The following is a 16,321-nucleotide window of genomic DNA, read 5'->3' on the forward strand; positions in this document are numbered from 1 at the left end:
CCCGAAGCGGATCCCGAAGCGGATCCCGAAGCGGATCCCGAAGCGGATCTCAAGACCGGACCCTGAGGGTCTCTCACCGGTTCGGCGGCCGCCTGCGGCTGATCAGGTAGGCGGACCTGCCGAGCACGGCGACGGCGACCGCCGCCGCGAGCACCTTGACCAGGGGCCCGGCGCCGCCGGCCAGGGTGGCCGCGGCGAGGAGGAGGACGACGGCGGCCGAGAGCCAGGGCATCGCCTTTTCGGCCGGTCCTCCGTCGCGGAAGGGGTTGTCCACGCCCGTCTCCTCGCCCGCCCCTGCACCTGTCGGCTCCATGATGCCCGGGTCAGCCGGTCAGGCAGTCGTCCGACCCCTTCGGCACCCGCACGCCGAGCAGGCGGGCCGCCTCGGCCGTGGTCGTGTGCGGTGAGACCAGCTGCTGCCAGTGGGCCTTCACCCGGGCCGCCACCGTGTCGTGCGGCTCGCGGAACAGCTCCCGTACGACCTCGGTCTGCTGGGCCGAGACGGACATGCTGCCGCCGTCCGGGGTGAGGACCGACGCCGAGCCCGCGAGGCTGTCGTCGATGCGGAGGTGGCGGAAGGTGTCCTCGGGGGTGGGGTCGGTGGCCAGGGCGAGCCACATCGTGGTGACCGGGCGGGCGTCGCACATCTCGACGGAGGCCCGCTCGTTGCCCGCCACCAGGACCCGGGCGACCCCGACCGCGAACTCGGGGACCCGGTTGCCGCCCCACTGGGTGCCGACGGTGACCGTGCCCGGGGTGGCGCTCGTCGGGAGGGTCGCGTCCGTGGTGAGGTCGGTGATCTCCTGGATGCGCTGGCGGACGGTGAGGCGGGTGCCGGCCTGCGCGCCGCCCGCCTCGGACTGGACACGGTGGACGACCCCGGCCCAGTCGACCGTCCAGCCCTTCCAGTCCGGGTACGCGCAGTAACGGGAGCCGGCCCGCTCGACGCACGTCTGGAACTTCGCCGGGTGGTCCGCCTGTGCCTTCCGCTCGGCCTGCAGCCCCGTGGAGTCCCCCGGTGCCTGCCCGGCCACACCGGCCACCACCGCCGCCAGGGCCACGGCCGCCGCCGCCTTCAGGAGCCGCGTCCGGCCGCCGGCCACCAGCATCGCCGCGCACACCGACAGCGCCGTGAGCCCCAGCAGGTACAGCGCGTGCCAGCCCGCCGGGCGGCCCAGCAGTTCGCCGGGGACCGGGGTGCCGCCGTTCTGCAGCACCGCCGGCCACAGCCAGTCCACGCCGTGCGTGCCCGAGCCGCCGGGCAGCAGGCTGGTGACGAACCCGATCGCGAGCAGGAAGAGCAGCGGGGCCGCCGGGTGCGGCAGGACCCGGGCCAGCAGCACGCCGACCGCACCGGCGAGCAGGACGGTCAGCGGGGCCACCGCCAGTTCGAAGACCGAGCCGTGCCCGACCGCGCCCGGCCGCAGCGCCGCCCGGGCGAACTGGACGTCGACCACCAGGGCCACGCCGACCGCGAAGGGCACCACGGACAGGGCGTGGGCGAGCGTGCGGCGCGCGGGCGGCATCGCCAGCACCCGGAACTGCTCGTCCAGGCCGCGCCGCCGGTCGAGCAGCGCCGCCCGGTGCACGCACACCAGCAGGGCGACGGCGAACAGCTCCGGGCCGCCCTGGGTGGAGCGGTCCACGTCGTGCAGGACGGGATAGGCGTCCATACCCTCGTGGTGGCCGAACAGGCCGTAGCCGACGTAGGCGAGATACAGCAGGCCGAAGACCAGCAGCGGGATCTGGAGGAGGAGCTGGCGGGCCTCGAACACGGCCAGGGCGAAGACGGACGCGGACGCGGTGTCGCGTTCGTGGTGCCCGTGCCCGGCGGCCGCCGGCCCCGGCTCCTTCACGAGTACGGTCGTCATGCCGCCGCCACCTCCGGGCCCGCCGTGCCGGCCGGGTTGTCGGCGTCGAGGACCAGCAGGTAGCCGTCCTCCAGGGTCGGTTCGAGCAGCTCGGCGCCGGTGGGCGGGTCGCCGACGTTGCGGAAGGTGCCGGTGCCGGTGCGCCAGCCCGCCCGTGCGCCGGGGGCGCGTTCCGTGCTGCTCCACACGCGTCCGGCCGCGCGGGCCGTCAGTCCGGCCGGCGTGCCGTCGAAGCGGACCCGGCCCTCGGCGAGCACGATCACCCGGTTGCAGAGCATCGCCACGTCCTCGGTCTGGTGGGTGGACAGCAGCACCGTGCGGTCCTCGCCGGCCTCCGCGATCAGCTCCCGGAACCGCATGCGCTGTTCGGGGTCGAGTCCGACCGTCGGCTCGTCCAGGACCAGGAACCGGGGGTCGCCGACGAGCGCGGCGGCCAGCGCGACCCGCTGCCGCATGCCGCCGGAGAGCCGCTTGATCCGCCTGCCGCGCACGTCGGCCAGGCCGACCTGGTCCAGGACGCGCCGAACCTCGCGATGGCGGCCGCCGCGGTCGGTGAGCTCCTTGAGGATGGCGACGTAGTCGACGAACTCGAAGGCCGTGAAGTCCGGGTGGAAGCCGGGGGTCTGCGGGAGGTAGCCGAGCGTGCGGCGGACCGCGAGCCGGCCGGCCGGGGTGGCCGGGTCCTCGCCGTGCACCGTGAAGGCGCCGCCGTCCGGCGGTACCGCGGTGGCGAGGACCTTCAACAGGGTCGTCTTCCCGGCGCCGTTGGGGCCGAGCAGGCCCGTGACGCCGTCCGCCAGGGACAGGGTGACGCCGTCGAGCGCCGGGGTGCCGCCGTAGCGCACGGTGAGGCCGGCGGCGGAGACAGTGGTGTTCACGTAGGGCTCCAGCGATGAGTTCAGTGGGGCTCAGTAGGGCTTGGCGTCGAAGCGGTCCCGCACCTGGTGCAGCAGGAGCGTCGCCAGGGCGGCGAGCGCGGCGGCCACCGACTGCCCGGCCGCGGTGAAGACGGCCGGCGTGTGCGCCGGGTGCATCGCCGCCACCGCCATCAGGGTGGTCCACGCCCCGCCGACCAGTCCGGGCCCCAGCAGCGGACCCAGCCGGGCGGAGAGGGCGAGGCCGGCCGCGGTGAGCGCGAGGGCGGGCAGCAGCCAGCCGAAGGCGAGCAGGCCGTAGCCGGGCAGGGCGAGCGCGGCCAGGCAGTTGAGGCCGAGCGAGGCGGTCAGCGCGGCCACGGTGCGGATCATCAGCAGCCGGAAGCCGTGCGTCGGGGCGACCGCGGCGATCTCGTACGTCGGGTCGAGGACCGGCCCGTACGACAGGGCCACCGCGGCGAGCGGGAGCAGCGGGGCGAGGGCCAGGAACAGGGCCGGGGCGTCCACCGCCTGGACCACCAGGACCGTCGCCGCCAGCACGAACGCCACCGAGACCAGCCAGGAGCGGCGCAGCACCGGGGTCGCGGTGAGCAGTTGCGCGGTGTGGTCGGCGACCCCGAGGCGGACCAGGAGCCGGTGGCCCGGCCCGGGGCTCGGCGCGTCCAGTTCGGCGTCCAGGCGCTCCCAGCCGGCGTCCAGCGCGACCGGGTCCGACACCGACGCCAGTACCGCCCGGCACTCGGCGCAGGAGCCGACGTGGGTGTCGGCCGACCACAGCAGCGGCGGCGCCAACTCGCCGTGCGCGTAAGCCCGTAGATCCTCTTGAGACACGTGCCAGGTCATGCCAGCTCCTCCCGCAGCTGCTTGCGCGCCCGCATGGCGCGGGTCTTGACCGTCCCCGGCGGGATGCCGAGCAGGACCGCGGCCTCCCGGGTGGTCAGTCCGTCGATCACCGTCGCCTGGAGCACCGCCCGCAGTTCGGGCGAGAGCCGGACCAGGGCCCCGGCGAGGTCCCCGTGCTCCACCCCCGCGAGCACGCGTTCCTCCGCCGAGGCCTCGTCCCGGTGCCGCAGCCGGGCCAGTGCCTGCCGCAGCCGGCCCCGGGCCCCGTCGCCGCGCAGCGCGTCGACCAGCCGCCGCGACCCGATCCGCCACAACCACCCGGCGGCGTCACCTTCTTCGTGGTAGCGAGCGGTCCCCCGCCACACCGCGAGGAACGTCTCCTGCACGACGTCCTCGACGACCGCCGGATCCGCGCACCGGCCGCGCAGCCGCGCGGTCAGCCACGGCGCGTACCGCCGGTACAGCTCCTCGAAGGCGCGCCGGTCCGAGTCCGCGGCTATGGCCCGCAGCAGCTCACCGTCGCTTCTCGTTCCGCTCACGTCTCCTCATCGCACGAGCCCCGCCGATCGGTTCACCGATCCCGGGTTGACTTTCGGGCGGCACTTCCATCACCCTTTCACTACTCAATTAGTGAAAGGGTGATTGTACGGGTGGTCGAGTACCGCATCGACCGGCGCTCCGGCGTCGCCACCTACGTCCAGATCGTCCAGCAGACCAAGCAGGCCCTGCGCCTCGGGCACCTCCAGCCGGGAGACAGGCTGCCCACCGCCCGCGAGGTGGTCGAGGCCACCGCCATCAACCCCAACACCGTCCTGAAGGCCTACCGGGAGCTGGAGCGCGAGGGCCTGGTCGAGGCCCAGCGCGGCCTCGGCACCTTCGTGAAGCGCTCGCTCGGCACCGCACCGGCCGCCGAGTCCCCCCTGCACGGGGAGCTGGCGGACTGGGCGGCCCGGGCCCGCGCGGCCGGCCTGGACCGCGACGACGTGGCCGCGCTCTTCACCGCCGTACTCGAATCGCACTTCGAGAGCGGCGACTTCGGGAGCGGCGACATCGAGAAGCACCCCGAGAAGCACTCCAGGAAACACACCGAGAAGCACCTCCAAGGAGAGAGTTCATGACCGACACCGCGATAGCGGCGTCCGCGCTCGGCAAACGGTTCGGGCGGCGCGGGGGCTGGGCGCTGCGCGACTGCGCCTTCCGGCTCCCCGCCGGGCGGGTCTGCGCCGTCGTCGGCCCCAACGGGGCGGGCAAGTCCACGCTCCTCGCCCTCGCCGCCGGTCTGCTCGGCGCCACCGAGGGCGAGTTGACCGTCCTCGGCACCACCCCGGCCGAGGCCCGCGGCCGGGTCGGTTACGTCGCCCAGGACAAGCCGCTGTATCCGCAGCTCACGATCGCCGAGACGCTCCGGATGGGCGCCGACCTCAACCCGGAGCGCTGGGACGCGGCCGCCGCCGAACACGTCGTGGCCGGCGGCGACCTGGACCCGAAGTCCCGGGTCCGCGCCCTCTCCGGCGGCCAGCGCACCCGGGTCGCGCTCGCCCTCGCCCTCGGCAAGCGGCCCGAACTGCTCCTCCTCGACGAGCCGATGGCCGACCTCGACCCACTGGCCCGGCACGAGCTGATGGGCCTGCTCATGGTGGAGGCCGCCCGGCACGGCACCACCATCGCGATGTCCTCGCACGTGGTCGCCGAACTGGAGGACTCCTGCGACCACCTGCTGCTGATCGGCGGCGGCCGGGTCCGGCTGGCCGGCGAGATCGACGACCTGCTGGCCGCCCACGCCCGGGTCGCTGCCCCCGCCGGCACCGACCTCGCCCCGCACACCGTCGTGGACTGCCGGACCACCGGCCGGCAGCTCAGCGCCCTGGTCCGCCCGGCGGGCCCGCTGCCCGCCGACTGGCGCACCGACGCCCCCTCCCTTGAAGAGCTGGTCCTCGCCCACCTCCGCAACCCCGAGGCCCCGGCCCTGACCGCGGTGGAGGCCACCGTATGACCACCCTGACCGCGCCCGTGCCCGCGCCGGCCGCCCGCCGGGCCCACCTCACCCGCTGGCTGCTGCGCCTGCACCGCCCCGCGCTCTACGTCTGGGCGGGCCTGCTCCTCGCCCTCACCGCCCTGCTGCTCGTCCTGCACGGCCCGCTGACCGACGCCGCGGCCGACGCCTGGCGCCAGTACGACGCCTGCACGGACTGGGAACGGTGCAAGTACAACCAGAACGCGATCCTGCGCTACAAGGACTGGTACAACTACGCGACCCTGGCCGTGGCCGCGGTGCCCTTCCTGGTGGCCGCCTGGGCGGGCGGCGTGTTCGGCAAGGAGCTGGAGTCCGGCACCGCCCGGCTGGCCTGGACCCAGTCCGTCACCCCCGTGCGCTGGCTGACCGCCCGGCTCGCGGTGCCGGCCGCGGCCGTCGCCGCCGGGACCGCGCTGCTGGTCTGGCTGCACCACCTGGCCTGGGCCGCGGGCAACGGCCGTATCGACACCGCCAAGCAGTGGTACGACGTCTGGACCCTCCACACCAACGGCCCCACCCTCGTCGCCCTGGCCCTGTGCGGCCTGGCCGCGGGCGCGCTGACCGGGCTGCTGTCCCGCCGCACCCTGCCCGCCCTGGGTCTCGGCCTGCTCCTCACCGGCGCGGTCTGGACCGGCCTCCAGCTGCTGCTGCCCCGCCTGTGGCCGACCCGGACCAGTTCCGGCGACTCCTTCTTCGCCCTCCCCAACAGCTCCTGGGTATGGCGGTCGGGCAAGAACGCCGACGACGTCCAGTACGGCGACTACCACCCCGCCTCGCACAACTGGCCGCTCCAGCTGACCGGCACCGCCGTGCTCCTCGCCGTGACGGCCCTGCTGACCCTGGGCTGCTTCCTGGCGCTGCGCCGCCTGACCGGAAGGACGACCGCGTGACGACCGCCCCGCCGACCGCCCCCGGCTCCGCCTCCGCGGCCGCCTACCGCTCGTTGCGCCGGCTGCACCGCCCCGCGCTGCTCGTCTGGGCCGCGTTCGCGCTGCTCGTGACCGGCTGGCTGCTCTGGCTGCACCTCTCAAAGGTGCCCGCCGAACGGGACTGCCGGGGCTTCTTCCGCTACTCCCCCATGGCCGCCGACTCCCTCCCCGGCTGCGGTTACTCGGCCTTCACGGACGCCAACAACGTCTTCAACTTCCTCGGCGAGGCGATCAGTTACTCCTGTGTCGCCGTCGCCGCCTGGGCGGGCGGGGCGCTGATCGGCCGTGAGCTGGAGTCCGGCACCGCCCGGCTCGCCTGGACCCAGTCCGTGTCGCCGGCCCGCTGGCTGGCCGGCCGGCTGACCGCGGCCGCCCTGCCGCTGGTCGCCGGGGGCGGGCTGCTCGCGCTGGTCTTCGGCTGGGCCTGGAGCTCCGACCAGGACTGGCTGGTCAGCAACTGGACCTACGACCGGGTCTTCGTCGCGCGCGGCCCGCTGCTGCCGGCCCTGCTCCTGCTCGGCCTCGCCGTCGGCGCCCTCGCCGGGATCGCGCTGCGCCGCACCCTCCCCGCGCTCGGCGCGGCCGCCGCCGTGACCCTGCTGACAAGGCTGTATCTGCGCGAGGCGTGGCTGCCGCTGCACGGCCCGCTGCACGGCTTCTGGGCCGTGCAGCTCAGCGCCACCGCGATGGTGCTCGTACTGGCCGCCGCGGCCGCGTTCGGCGCATTCTGGGTCTTGCGCCGCCGGACCCGCTGAGGGACCGTCGGTCCCGCGCGTACCCCGGACGGGGGAAGGGCGTGCGGGACCGGTGGGAAGGTCGTACGGGATCGTCACTTTCGTGATCCCCAAGACCTCCTCAGGCTGATCACAGACGTCCGCGAGCCTCCCTCCGCTATCCCATACGCCATGTCTTCGTAACCATTGGTTCAGACGGACTTGCGACGCTCAGCCAATGAAGCCCGCCGTGCCAGAGCCTTCGCCACCCCCCGAGGGGTTCGCGGGAAACGGGGTCGTCCAGCTCCCACCCGCGCGTTCCGACGCGCCCGTCACGGCCCGGGCGCGGAAGAATGGGGTCATGAGTCAGCAGAACGCCCAGGCAGCCGAGGTTCAGCACACCCAGCCCTCCGTGGGCTCCATAGCCGCACACCGCCCGCACACCGTGGCCGCCGTGGTCTCCGACCTGGAGCCCGACCTCGACGCAGACCTCGACACGTACGAGGAGTCGCAGGTCGACGGGGTGCAGCTGCCCCAGGGACGCTTCCTCGACCGGGAGCGCAGCTGGCTCGCGTTCAACGAGCGGGTTCTCGAACTGGCCGAGGACCCGAACACGCCGCTGCTGGAGCGGGCGAACTTCCTGGCGATCTTCGCGAGCAACCTGGACGAGTTCTTCATGGTCCGGGTGGCAGGCCTGAAGCGCCGGATCGCCACCGGCGTGGCCACCCGCTCCGCCTCCGGGCTGCAGCCCCGCGAGGTGCTGGAGATGATCTGGGCCCGCTCCCGCGAGCTGATGGCCCGGCACTCCGCCTGCTACCACGAGGACGTCGCCCCCGCGCTCGCGGAGGAGGGCATCCACCTGGTCCGCTGGGCCGAGCTGACCGAGAAGGAGCAGGCGCGGCTCTTCACGCTCTTCCGGCACCAGATCTTCCCGGTCCTGACCCCGCTGGCGGTCGACCCGGCGCACCCGTTCCCGTACATCTCCGGCCTGTCCATGAACCTGGCCGTGGTCGTCCGCAACCCGGTCAGCGGCCACAAGCACTTCGCCCGCGTGAAGGTGCCGCAGTCGCTGTCCCGCTTCCTGGAGAGCTCCCCGGGCCGGTACGTCCCCATCGAGGACGTCATCGCCGCCCACCTGGAGGAGCTGTTCCCGGGCATGGAGGTCGTGGAGCACCACGCCTTCCGGCTCACCCGGAACGAGGACCTGGAGGTCGAGGAGGACGACGCCGAGAACCTGCTCCAGGCCCTGGAGAAGGAGCTCATGCGGCGCCGCTTCGGGCCGCCGGTGCGCCTGGAGGTCGAGGAGTCCATCGACCGCGAGGTCCTCGACCTGCTGGTGCGCGAGCTGAAGATCTCCGAGGCGGAGGTCTACCCGCTGCCCGGCCCGCTGGACCTGACCGGCCTCTTCCGCATCTCCGGCATCGACCGGCCGGAGCTGAAGTACCGCAAGTTCATCGCGGGCACCCACCGCGACCTCGCCGAGGTCGAGTCGGCGTCCGCGCCCGACATCTTCGCCGCCCTGCGCGAGCGGGACGTGCTGCTGCACCACCCGTACGACAGCTTCTCCACCTCCGTCCAGGCCTTCGTCGAGCAGGCCGCCGAGGACCCGGACGTCCTGGCGATCAAGCAGACCCTGTACCGGACCTCCGGCGACTCCCCGATCGTCAACGCGCTCATCGACGCCGCCGAGGCCGGCAAGCAGGTCCTCGTCCTGGTCGAGATCAAGGCCCGCTTCGACGAGCACGCCAACATCAAGTGGGCCAAGCGCCTGGAAGAGGCCGGCTGCCATGTGGTGTACGGCCTGGTCGGCCTGAAGACCCACTGCAAGCTGTCCCTGGTGGTCCGCCAGGAGGGCGAGACGCTCCGCCGCTACAGCCATGTGGGCACCGGCAACTACCACCCGAAGACCGCGCGCCTGTACGAGGACCTCGGCCTGCTCACCGCCGACCCGCAGGTCGGCGCGGACCTGTCCGACCTGTTCAACCGGCTCTCCGGCTACTCCCGCCGGGAGACCTACCGCCGCCTGCTGGTGGCCCCCAAGTCGCTGCGCGACGGACTGATCGCGCGCATCGAGAAGGAAATACAGCACCACCGGGCCGGCCGCCCCGCGTTCATCCGCATCAAGGTCAACTCGATGGTGGACGAGGCGATCATCGACGCCCTGTACCGCGCGTCCATGGCGGGCGTGCCGGTCGACATCTGGGTGCGCGGCATCTGCGCGATCCGCCCGGGTGTCGCGGGCCTGTCGGAGACCGTCCGGGTCCGCTCGATCCTCGGCCGCTTCCTGGAGCACTCCCGGGTCTTCGCCTTCGGCAACGGCGGCGAGCCCGAGGTGTGGATAGGCAGCGCCGACATGATGCACCGCAACCTCGACCGCCGGATAGAGGCGCTGGTCCGGGTCACCGACCCGGCTCACCGGGCCGCGCTCAACCGGTTCCTCGAATCCGGCATGTCCGAATCCACCTCCTCCTGGCACCTGGGCCCGGACGGCGAGTGGACCCGGCACGCGACCGACGCGGACGGCCAGCCCCTGCGCAACATCCAGGAGATGCTCATAGACGCCCGGAGGCGCCGGCGTGGCACAGCAACACCTTGAACCGACGGACCCGACGGCCCGGGTGACGACCGGGGACGCCCTCGCGGGCTACCTGCGCGCCCAGGCCACGGAGTTCCTCCGCGCGCTGCGCCTGCACCGGGAGACCGGGACGGTGAGCGCGACGGAGGAGTCCGTCGACGCGGCCCGCGCCCTGCGCCGCTCGGCCCGGCGCATCAGCGGCAGCCTGCACACCTTCCGACCGCTCCTGGAGACCGACTGGTCCGAGGAGATCCGTCCCGAACTCGCCTGGCTGTCGGGCACGTTGGGCCTTGAGCACGCCTACGAGGCCCGGCTGGAGCGCCTGTTGCTGGCGCTGCACCGCCTCTCCGGCTCGACGAGCCTGCCGGGCCAGGCCACTTCGGAGGCGGCGACCGAGCGCGGCAACCTCACGGTGGGCGCGGCCAAGGCGGGCGCCCTCCTCGACCGCCAGCTCACCCTCGCCCGCACCCGGGCCCACTCCACGGCCCTCCAGGCGCTCGGCTCCTCCCGCTTCCACGCGGTCGCCGACAAGGTCGCGGTGCTGGCCAGCGAGGTCCCGCTGACGGCCGCGGCGCCCTCGACCGACCTGCGCCCGCTGGCGTCGGCGGCGGAGGAGCGCCTCACCGACGCCATCGCGGCCCTGCCCCTGGTCACCGCGGGCCACCCCTACAACGCGGAGGCCCTGGTCCACGGCCTGTCCCCGGACCCGGCCCCGCACCCCCAGGACGGCCCCTGGCACCAGGTCCGCCTCCTGCTGCGCCTGCACCGCTACGCCCGCGAGGTGCTGCTGCGCGGCGTGGAGGCGCCCGTGGACGTACGGCTGCTCGCGGCCGGCCAGGCCCTGAACCGGCACCGGGACGCCTCGGAAGCCGCGGCCGCGGCCGCCTCGGCGGCCCGCACCCCGCGCATCGCCCCCGCGACGGCCTACGCCCTCGGTGTCCTCCACGCCGACCAGCGGCACGAGGTGGAGGCGGCCAGGTTCGCGTTCCAGCAGGCGTGGCAGAAGCAGCGGGTGGAGGCCGTGTGACCGACACCCCGGTGCTGGCGGCGGGCTGCGTCCTGTGGCGCCGCTCGCCGGTCGGCGGCGACCTGGAGGTCTGCCTCGTCCACCGCCCCAAGTACGACGACTGGTCGCACCCGAAGGGCAAGCTCAAGCGCGGCGAGGACCCGGTCGCGGGCGCGTTGCGCGAGGTGGCGGAGGAGACCGGCTACACGGCCGCGATCGGCAGCGAGCTCTCCACCGCCCACTACTACGCCAACGGCCGCCGCAAGGAGGTCCGTTACTGGGCCGGTGAGGCGGGCGAGGGTCACTTCACCCCGAACCACGAGGTGGACAGGATCCTGTGGCTCCGCCCGCCGGAGGCCCGGCAGCGCCTGACCCAGCCGCGGGACGCCGAGCTGGTGGACGAACTGCTGGCCTCGCTGCACAACACGCAGTAGGGAAGCTCCCCCACCGGCCCGCAGCCACCGGACGGCCGAACTCACCCTTCGGTCATGTGGCCTTGCGCATCGGTACGCGCAAGGCTTCTCGCTCTCCTTGCCGGTCCCCGCCACCCGCACGTGCACCGGGCGAAGCAGAACCGCCCCTGCTCAACCGTGCTCGCGTTGTGTTCCGTCTCCTGCAGGGCCCGCTCGGAACCGTCCTCCTGCGCCACTCCGACAACGTTACCCACCCTCGGTAAAGCACTGGTATGCGTGACGGCCCCACCCACCCCTCGTTAAGCGGAACGACGCGGGACCCGTGACGGACGTACCGGCTGGGGGTAGGCAGGCAATGGAACGGCGGCAGCACTGGCGCGCTGGGAAGACGGCCGTCACCGTAGGGCTCGTGGTCGGCCTCGGCGCCTGCGCCACCGGCTGCGGCGGCGCCACGGCCGAGGGCGCCGGCGGCTCCCCCGGCGACAGCCCGGTCACCCTCCTGAAGCGCGCGGCGGACACCCTGCGCGCCACCCGCACCTCCCGGGCGACGACCTCCATGGAGATGGCCACCGGCGGCACCCGGGTCACCATCCGCGGCAAGGGCGTCTACGACTACGACCGGCAGCTCGGCAGGCTCACGGTCGTCCTCCCGCAGGACCCCGCCGGCGCCTCCGAGCACCGCCCGATCACCGAACTCCTCGCCCCGGGCGCGCTGTTCATGAAGAACCGGGGCGCCGGGGTACCCGCCGACAAATGGGTCCGGGTGGAGACCGCGACCCTCTCCGACGGCAACCTGGTCACCGGCGGCGCGACCGACCCGTTCGCGGCGGCCGAGCTGCTGCGCGGCACCCGCACGGCGACGTACGTGGGAAAAACCGAGCTCGCCGGGACCGAGGTCCGGCACTACCGGGGCACCGCCGACCTCGCGGCCGCCGCCCGCTCGGCGTCCGCCGGCGTCAAGGCCGCCCTGGCGGCCGCGGCGAAAGGGTTCGCCACCCCCGAGGTCCCGTTCGACGTGTACCTCGACGACCAGGGCCGGATCCGGAAACTGCGGCAGCGGTTCAGCTTCGTCAACGACAGCGGCAAGGGTACGGTGGCGGTCGCCTCGACGACCCTGTTGTACGGTTTCGGCACTCCGGTGGACGTGAAGCTGCCACGCTCCGAGGACATCTACGCGGGCCGGATCGCCGAAAACCAGCCGACGCACTAGTCAGGGAACGGCTCTGTACAACCTGTGAACTAGCCCGTCCGTGCCATGCGCGTTGTGTAGACCGCTGCCTACTCTAGAGAGTCGGTGACGGCAGAGAAGAGGTGATGCACGTGGCTCCGGTCGGCGGTACGGCAGTTCAGGACCACGTGGCCCTCGCCGAGATCGAACTGTGCGGAGAGCTGATCATCGCGGCGTCGGCCGCCGAGGACCGGCTCAGCCTGGAGAGCATCGACGAGGTGCTGCGCGTGGCCGAGGAGCGCGAGGCCTACTGATTCAGGCCAGGAGCCGGTCGGGACGATCCCGCCGCCCGGTCCGCCCGCGTCCTCCCGGTCCGCGCAGCTCCGCCCAGGTCCGCCCAGGTCCGCTCAGGTCCGCAGCAGGCGGGCGATGGCCTGGGTGGCCTCCTCCACCTTCGCGTCGATCTCCGACCCGCCCTTGACGGCCGCGTCGGCGACGCAGTGCCGCAGGTGCTCCTCCAGCAGCTGCAGGGCGAACGACTGGAGCGCCTTGGTCGAGGCGGAGACCTGGGTGAGTATGTCGATGCAGTAGGTGTCCTCGTCGACCATCCGCTGCAGGCCCCGGATCTGGCCCTCGATCCGGCGCAGCCGTTTGAGATGCTCGTCCTTCTGCTTGTGGTAGCCGTGCGTGGTCGCCGGGGCTCCGCTTCCGGAGGGCGTCGTGGCGCCGGCCTCGGTGGTCGTCATCGCGTCCTCCGCATCGTCGATTCATATACCCCTGGTGGGTATATGGTAACGAACTTTGCTGGGTATAGGGCCCTCGGGACGCCCCCGTCATGATCACCAAGCCCCATGGGCGAAACTGGAGGGCGGCCCATTAGCCGTGGCCGGATGATGCGCTTAGCATCAGCCTGACCGAAACCCATGCATACCGAGGACCCCAAGTGCGCTTTCGTCTGACCCCCAGGGAGACGAGCTTCTACGACATGTTCGCCGCGTCCGCGGACAACATCGTCACGGGCTCGAAACTCCTGATGGAACTGCTCGGGGCGGACGCGTCTGCCCGGGCCGAGATCGCAGAGCGTATGCGGGCAGCGGAACACGCAGGTGACGACGCCACGCACGCGATCTTCCACCAGCTGAACTCCTCGTTCATCACGCCCTTCGACCGCGAGGACATCTACTCCCTCGCGTCGTCCCTCGACGACATCATGGACTTCATGGAGGAGGCCGTCGACCTGGTCGTCCTCTACAACATCGAGGAACTGCCCAAGGGCGTCGAGCAGCAGATCGAGGTGCTGGCCCGCGCCGCCGACCTGACGGCCGAGGCCATGCCCCACCTGCGCACGCTGGAGAACCTCACCGAGTACTGGATCGAGGTGAACCGCCTGGAGAACCAGGCGGACCAGATCCACCGCAAGCTCCTCGCCCACCTCTTCAACGGCAAGTACGACGCGATCGAGGTGCTGAAGCTCAAGCAGATCGTGGACGTCCTGGAAGAGGCGGCGGACGCGTTCGAGCACGTGGCGAACACGGTGGAGACCATCGCCGTCAAGGAGTCCTGAGCCGTCGATGGACACCCTCGCGCTCATCGTGACCATCCTGGTCGCGCTCTTCTTCACGTACACGAACGGTTTCCACGACTCGGCGAACGCGATCGCGACCTCGGTCTCCACGCGGGCGCTGACGCCGCGCGCGGCTCTCGCGATGGCGGCCGTGATGAACCTCGCGGGCGCCTTCCTGGGCTCCGGGGTCGCCAAGACGGTCAGCGAGGGCCTGATCGAGACGCCCAAGGGCTCCACGGGCATGGGCATCCTCTTCGCGGCGCTGGTCGGCGCGATCGTCTGGAACCTGGTCACCTGGTACTTCGGCCTGCCCTCGTCCTCCTCGCACGCGCTCTTCGGCGGCCTGGTGGGCGCGGCACTGGCCGGCGGCACGACCGTCCTCTGGAACGGCGTCGTGGACAAGGTCATCATCCCGATGTTCCTGTCCCCGCTCGTCGGCCTGCTCCTCGGCTACCTGGTCATGACGGCCATCATGTGGCTGTTCCGCCGCTCGAACCCGCACAAGGCGAAGCGGGGCTTCCGGATAGCGCAGACCGTCTCCGCGGCCGGCATGGCCCTCGGCCACGGCCTCCAGGACGCCCAGAAGACGATGGGCGTCGTCGTCATGGCACTGGTGATTTCCGGCCACGAGACGTCCGGCGACCCGATCCCGGTCTGGGTCAAGATCGTCTGTGCCGTGATGCTGTCCCTCGGCACCTACGCGGGCGGCTGGCGCATCATGCGCACCCTCGGCCGCAAGATCATCGAACTCGACCCCCCGCAGGGTTTCGCGGCCGAGGCGACCGGTGCGTCGATCATGTTCACCACCGCGTACCTCTTCAAGGCACCCATCTCCACGACCCATGTCATCACCTCGGCCATCATGGGCGTCGGCGCGACGAAGCGCGTGAACGCGGTCCGCTGGGGCGTCGCCAAGAACATCGTCCTGGGCTGGTTCATCACGATGCCGGCCGCGGCCCTGGTGGCAGCGGCGGCCTTCGGCGTGGTGGACCTGACGTTCCTGTAACCCCTCTGGCCCACCCGCCCACCCGACTCGCTTCGTAGAGAGGCGAGGTCGAACGGCTCCGCGAGGGTGCAGGACGGCACCTGCCGCACGGCTGACAAGCCCCGCAAGGACCGCCGGGGACACCGGCAAGGACCACGCGACCAGCCACAACGCGCCCACAACGACCGCGCCCCCTACGGCCGCCCAGCCGCCCCGCCAGGACACGCAGAGACCCACCACCACTACCCGCGGCCGCCGGACGACAGCGGCCACCCCACCCCCTCGGCTACCCCCACCCCGCCACCCGCCCAGGCACGCGGAGAACCCCACCACTACCCGCAGCCGCCGGACGACAGCCCCACCCACCACTCCCCACCACTGCCGGCAGCCGCCGGACGGCAGCCCCACCCGCCCCAGACCTCGCCTCCCGGCGAACCGAGTCGGGTGGGCGGGTGGGGAAAAAGCAGGTAGCAAAAAAGGCGGGCCCGCCCCCGGGAGCCAGGGGCGGGCCCTTTTGCGTCCTCGCGGTGGCACCGCCATGCAGCACCGCGAGGGGTCAGGTACGGCTCAGCCGAAGCGCCCGGAGATGTAGTCCTCCGTGGCCTGGACCGACGGGTTGGAGAAGATGCGCTCCGTGTCGTCGATCTCGATCAGCTTGCCGGGCTGGCCGACAGCGGCCAGGTTGAAGAACGCCGTACGGTCGGAGACCCGCGCCGCCTGCTGCATGTTGTGCGTCACGATGACGATCGTGAAGCGCTCCTTCAGCTCACCGATCAGGTCCTCGATGGCGAGGGTGGAGATCGGGTCGAGGGCGGAGCAGGGCTCGTCCATGAGCAGCACCTTCGGCTCGACCGCGATCGCGCGGGCGATGCACAGACGCTGCTGCTGACCACCGGAGAGACCGGAGCCCGGCTTGTTCAGCCGGTCCTTGACCTCGTTCCAGAGGTTCGCGCCCTTGAGCGACTTCTCGACGACGTCGGAGAGCTCGCTCTTCTTGAAGTTGCCGTTCAGCCGCAGCCCCGCCGCCACGTTGTCGAAGATCGACATCGTGGGGAAGGGGTTGGGCCGCTGGAACACCATGCCGACCTCGCGGCGCACCGCCACCGGGTCGATGCTGGCGCCGTACAGGTTCTCGTCGTCGAGGAGGACCTTGCCCTCGACGCGGCCGCCGGGGGTGACCTCGTGCATGCGGTTGAGCGTGCGCAGGAACGTCGACTTGCCGCAGCCGGAGGGGCCGATGAACGCCGTGACGGTGCGCGGCTCGATGTTCATCGAGATGTCTTCGATGGCCTTGTGGGAGCCGTAGTAGGCGGTGAGCCCGCTTACGTCGATTCGCTTGGACATTACTTCTTCACTTCCAGGGAG

At 72.3% G+C, this 16,321-nt stretch carries 18 protein-coding genes; 11 read left to right on the plus strand and 7 right to left on the minus strand.

What is annotated here, in order from left to right; genetic code table 11:
* Positions 1 to 73: 73 nt before the first annotated feature.
* The 5 genes from ACFZB3_RS19715 to ACFZB3_RS19735 are packed head-to-tail and all read right to left on the minus strand — an operon-like array spanning position 74 to position 4,128.
* Positions 74 to 274: a hypothetical protein gene (locus ACFZB3_RS19715; protein WP_391376889.1), complete on the minus strand. Its 201-nt coding sequence runs from the start codon at positions 272 to 274 to the stop codon at positions 74 to 76.
* 49 nt (positions 275 to 323) lie between these two features.
* Complete coding sequence (locus tag ACFZB3_RS19720) at positions 324 to 1,871, minus strand: ABC transporter permease (protein ID WP_391376890.1); 1,548 nt, start codon at positions 1,869 to 1,871, stop codon at positions 324 to 326.
* Positions 1,868 to 2,749 (minus strand): ATP-binding cassette domain-containing protein, encoded by an 882-nt coding sequence (locus ACFZB3_RS19725; protein WP_391376891.1) that lies wholly within the window; start codon positions 2,747 to 2,749, stop codon positions 1,868 to 1,870. Before ACFZB3_RS19725 ends, ACFZB3_RS19720 begins: the two co-directional genes overlap by 4 nt.
* Before the next feature lie 30 nt (positions 2,750 to 2,779).
* Positions 2,780 to 3,589 carry a zf-HC2 domain-containing protein gene (locus tag ACFZB3_RS19730; RefSeq protein ID WP_391376892.1) on the minus strand — a complete coding sequence of 270 codons (810 nt, stop codon included), beginning with the start codon at positions 3,587 to 3,589 and terminating at the stop codon, positions 2,780 to 2,782.
* Positions 3,586 to 4,128: an RNA polymerase sigma factor gene (locus ACFZB3_RS19735; protein WP_351703476.1), complete on the minus strand. Its 543-nt coding sequence runs from the start codon at positions 4,126 to 4,128 to the stop codon at positions 3,586 to 3,588. Before ACFZB3_RS19735 ends, ACFZB3_RS19730 begins: the two co-directional genes overlap by 4 nt.
* Positions 4,129 to 4,239: 111 nt before the next feature.
* Between ACFZB3_RS19735 and ACFZB3_RS19740 the strand changes: the two genes are divergently transcribed.
* From ACFZB3_RS19740 to ACFZB3_RS19780, 9 genes are all read left to right on the plus strand, one after another.
* Positions 4,240 to 4,707 carry a GntR family transcriptional regulator gene (locus ACFZB3_RS19740; protein ID WP_391376893.1) on the plus strand — a complete coding sequence of 156 codons (468 nt, stop codon included), beginning with the start codon at positions 4,240 to 4,242 and terminating at the stop codon, positions 4,705 to 4,707.
* The gene (locus ACFZB3_RS19745; RefSeq protein WP_391376894.1) at positions 4,704 to 5,582 is read left to right on the plus strand and encodes an ATP-binding cassette domain-containing protein; all 879 of its coding nucleotides are present in this window, start codon (positions 4,704 to 4,706) and stop codon (positions 5,580 to 5,582) included. The genes ACFZB3_RS19740 and ACFZB3_RS19745 overlap by 4 nt, the downstream gene beginning before the upstream one ends.
* Positions 5,579 to 6,493: an ABC transporter permease gene (locus ACFZB3_RS19750; protein ID WP_391376895.1), complete on the plus strand. Its 915-nt coding sequence runs from the start codon at positions 5,579 to 5,581 to the stop codon at positions 6,491 to 6,493. Before ACFZB3_RS19745 ends, ACFZB3_RS19750 begins: the two co-directional genes overlap by 4 nt.
* A complete protein-coding gene (locus ACFZB3_RS19755) occupies positions 6,490 to 7,287 on the plus strand; it encodes a hypothetical protein (RefSeq protein ID WP_391376896.1) in 798 nt (265 codons plus the stop codon). Before ACFZB3_RS19750 ends, ACFZB3_RS19755 begins: the two co-directional genes overlap by 4 nt.
* A 196-nt stretch (positions 7,288 to 7,483) precedes the next feature.
* Complete coding sequence (locus ACFZB3_RS19760; RefSeq protein ID WP_391376897.1) at positions 7,484 to 9,841, plus strand: RNA degradosome polyphosphate kinase; 2,358 nt, start codon at positions 7,484 to 7,486, stop codon at positions 9,839 to 9,841.
* Complete coding sequence (locus tag ACFZB3_RS19765; RefSeq protein WP_391376898.1) at positions 9,822 to 10,847, plus strand: CHAD domain-containing protein; 1,026 nt, start codon at positions 9,822 to 9,824, stop codon at positions 10,845 to 10,847. The genes ACFZB3_RS19760 and ACFZB3_RS19765 overlap by 20 nt, the downstream gene beginning before the upstream one ends.
* The gene (locus tag ACFZB3_RS19770; protein ID WP_391376899.1) at positions 10,844 to 11,260 is read left to right on the plus strand and encodes an NUDIX domain-containing protein; all 417 of its coding nucleotides are present in this window, start codon (positions 10,844 to 10,846) and stop codon (positions 11,258 to 11,260) included. Before ACFZB3_RS19765 ends, ACFZB3_RS19770 begins: the two co-directional genes overlap by 4 nt.
* 334 nt (positions 11,261 to 11,594) lie before the next feature.
* Positions 11,595 to 12,449, plus strand: a complete 855-nt coding sequence (locus ACFZB3_RS19775; protein WP_391376900.1) for a hypothetical protein — start codon at positions 11,595 to 11,597, stop codon at positions 12,447 to 12,449.
* Positions 12,450 to 12,553: 104 nt separating this feature from the next.
* The gene (locus ACFZB3_RS19780; RefSeq protein WP_294008537.1) at positions 12,554 to 12,721 is read left to right on the plus strand and encodes a hypothetical protein; all 168 of its coding nucleotides are present in this window, start codon (positions 12,554 to 12,556) and stop codon (positions 12,719 to 12,721) included.
* A gap of 93 nt (positions 12,722 to 12,814) precedes the next feature.
* Here ACFZB3_RS19780 and ACFZB3_RS19785 read toward each other — a convergent pair whose 3' ends face one another.
* The gene (locus ACFZB3_RS19785; RefSeq protein WP_352089325.1) at positions 12,815 to 13,153 is read right to left on the minus strand and encodes a metal-sensitive transcriptional regulator; all 339 of its coding nucleotides are present in this window, start codon (positions 13,151 to 13,153) and stop codon (positions 12,815 to 12,817) included.
* A gap of 197 nt (positions 13,154 to 13,350) precedes the next feature.
* Between ACFZB3_RS19785 and ACFZB3_RS19790 the strand changes: the two genes are divergently transcribed.
* Complete coding sequence (locus ACFZB3_RS19790) at positions 13,351 to 13,971, plus strand: DUF47 family protein (protein ID WP_351703506.1); 621 nt, start codon at positions 13,351 to 13,353, stop codon at positions 13,969 to 13,971.
* A gap of 7 nt (positions 13,972 to 13,978) precedes the next feature.
* Positions 13,979 to 14,977, plus strand: a complete 999-nt coding sequence (locus tag ACFZB3_RS19795) for an inorganic phosphate transporter (RefSeq protein WP_391376901.1) — start codon at positions 13,979 to 13,981, stop codon at positions 14,975 to 14,977.
* A 546-nt stretch (positions 14,978 to 15,523) separates the two neighbouring features.
* On the opposite strand, the gene pstB is transcribed toward ACFZB3_RS19795, so the two are convergent.
* Positions 15,524 to 16,300 carry a phosphate ABC transporter ATP-binding protein PstB gene (pstB, locus tag ACFZB3_RS19800; protein WP_391376902.1) on the minus strand — a complete coding sequence of 259 codons (777 nt, stop codon included), beginning with the start codon at positions 16,298 to 16,300 and terminating at the stop codon, positions 15,524 to 15,526.
* Positions 16,301 to 16,321: the final 21 nt, after the last annotated feature.

Origin of the sequence: Streptomyces sp. NPDC008092 (assembly GCF_042957285.1) — a bacterium.
In the GTDB taxonomy this organism is placed as follows: domain Bacteria; phylum Actinomycetota; class Actinomycetes; order Streptomycetales; family Streptomycetaceae; genus Streptomyces.

Excerpts from the sequence above, each read along its gene's own strand:
- ACFZB3_RS19785 (WP_352089325.1), bottom strand. The coding sequence starts at position 13,153 with ATGACGACCACCGAGGCCGGCGCCACGACGCCCTCCGGAAGCGGAGCC.
- ACFZB3_RS19780 (WP_294008537.1), top strand. The coding sequence starts at position 12,554 with ATGCACGTGGCTCCGGTCGGCGGTACGGCAGTTCAGGACCACGTGGCC.
- ACFZB3_RS19795 (WP_391376901.1), top strand. The coding sequence starts at position 13,979 with ATGGACACCCTCGCGCTCATCGTGACCATCCTGGTCGCGCTCTTCTTC.
- ACFZB3_RS19720 (WP_391376890.1), bottom strand. The coding sequence starts at position 1,871 with ATGACGACCGTACTCGTGAAGGAGCCGGGGCCGGCGGCCGCCGGGCAC.
- ACFZB3_RS19730 (WP_391376892.1), bottom strand. The coding sequence starts at position 3,589 with ATGACCTGGCACGTGTCTCAAGAGGATCTACGGGCTTACGCGCACGGC.
- pstB (WP_391376902.1), bottom strand. The coding sequence starts at position 16,300 with ATGTCCAAGCGAATCGACGTAAGCGGGCTCACCGCCTACTACGGCTCC.
- ACFZB3_RS19750 (WP_391376895.1), top strand. The coding sequence starts at position 5,579 with ATGACCACCCTGACCGCGCCCGTGCCCGCGCCGGCCGCCCGCCGGGCC.
- ACFZB3_RS19760 (WP_391376897.1), top strand. The coding sequence starts at position 7,484 with ATGAAGCCCGCCGTGCCAGAGCCTTCGCCACCCCCCGAGGGGTTCGCG.
- ACFZB3_RS19775 (WP_391376900.1), top strand. The coding sequence starts at position 11,595 with ATGGAACGGCGGCAGCACTGGCGCGCTGGGAAGACGGCCGTCACCGTA.
- ACFZB3_RS19745 (WP_391376894.1), top strand. The coding sequence starts at position 4,704 with ATGACCGACACCGCGATAGCGGCGTCCGCGCTCGGCAAACGGTTCGGG.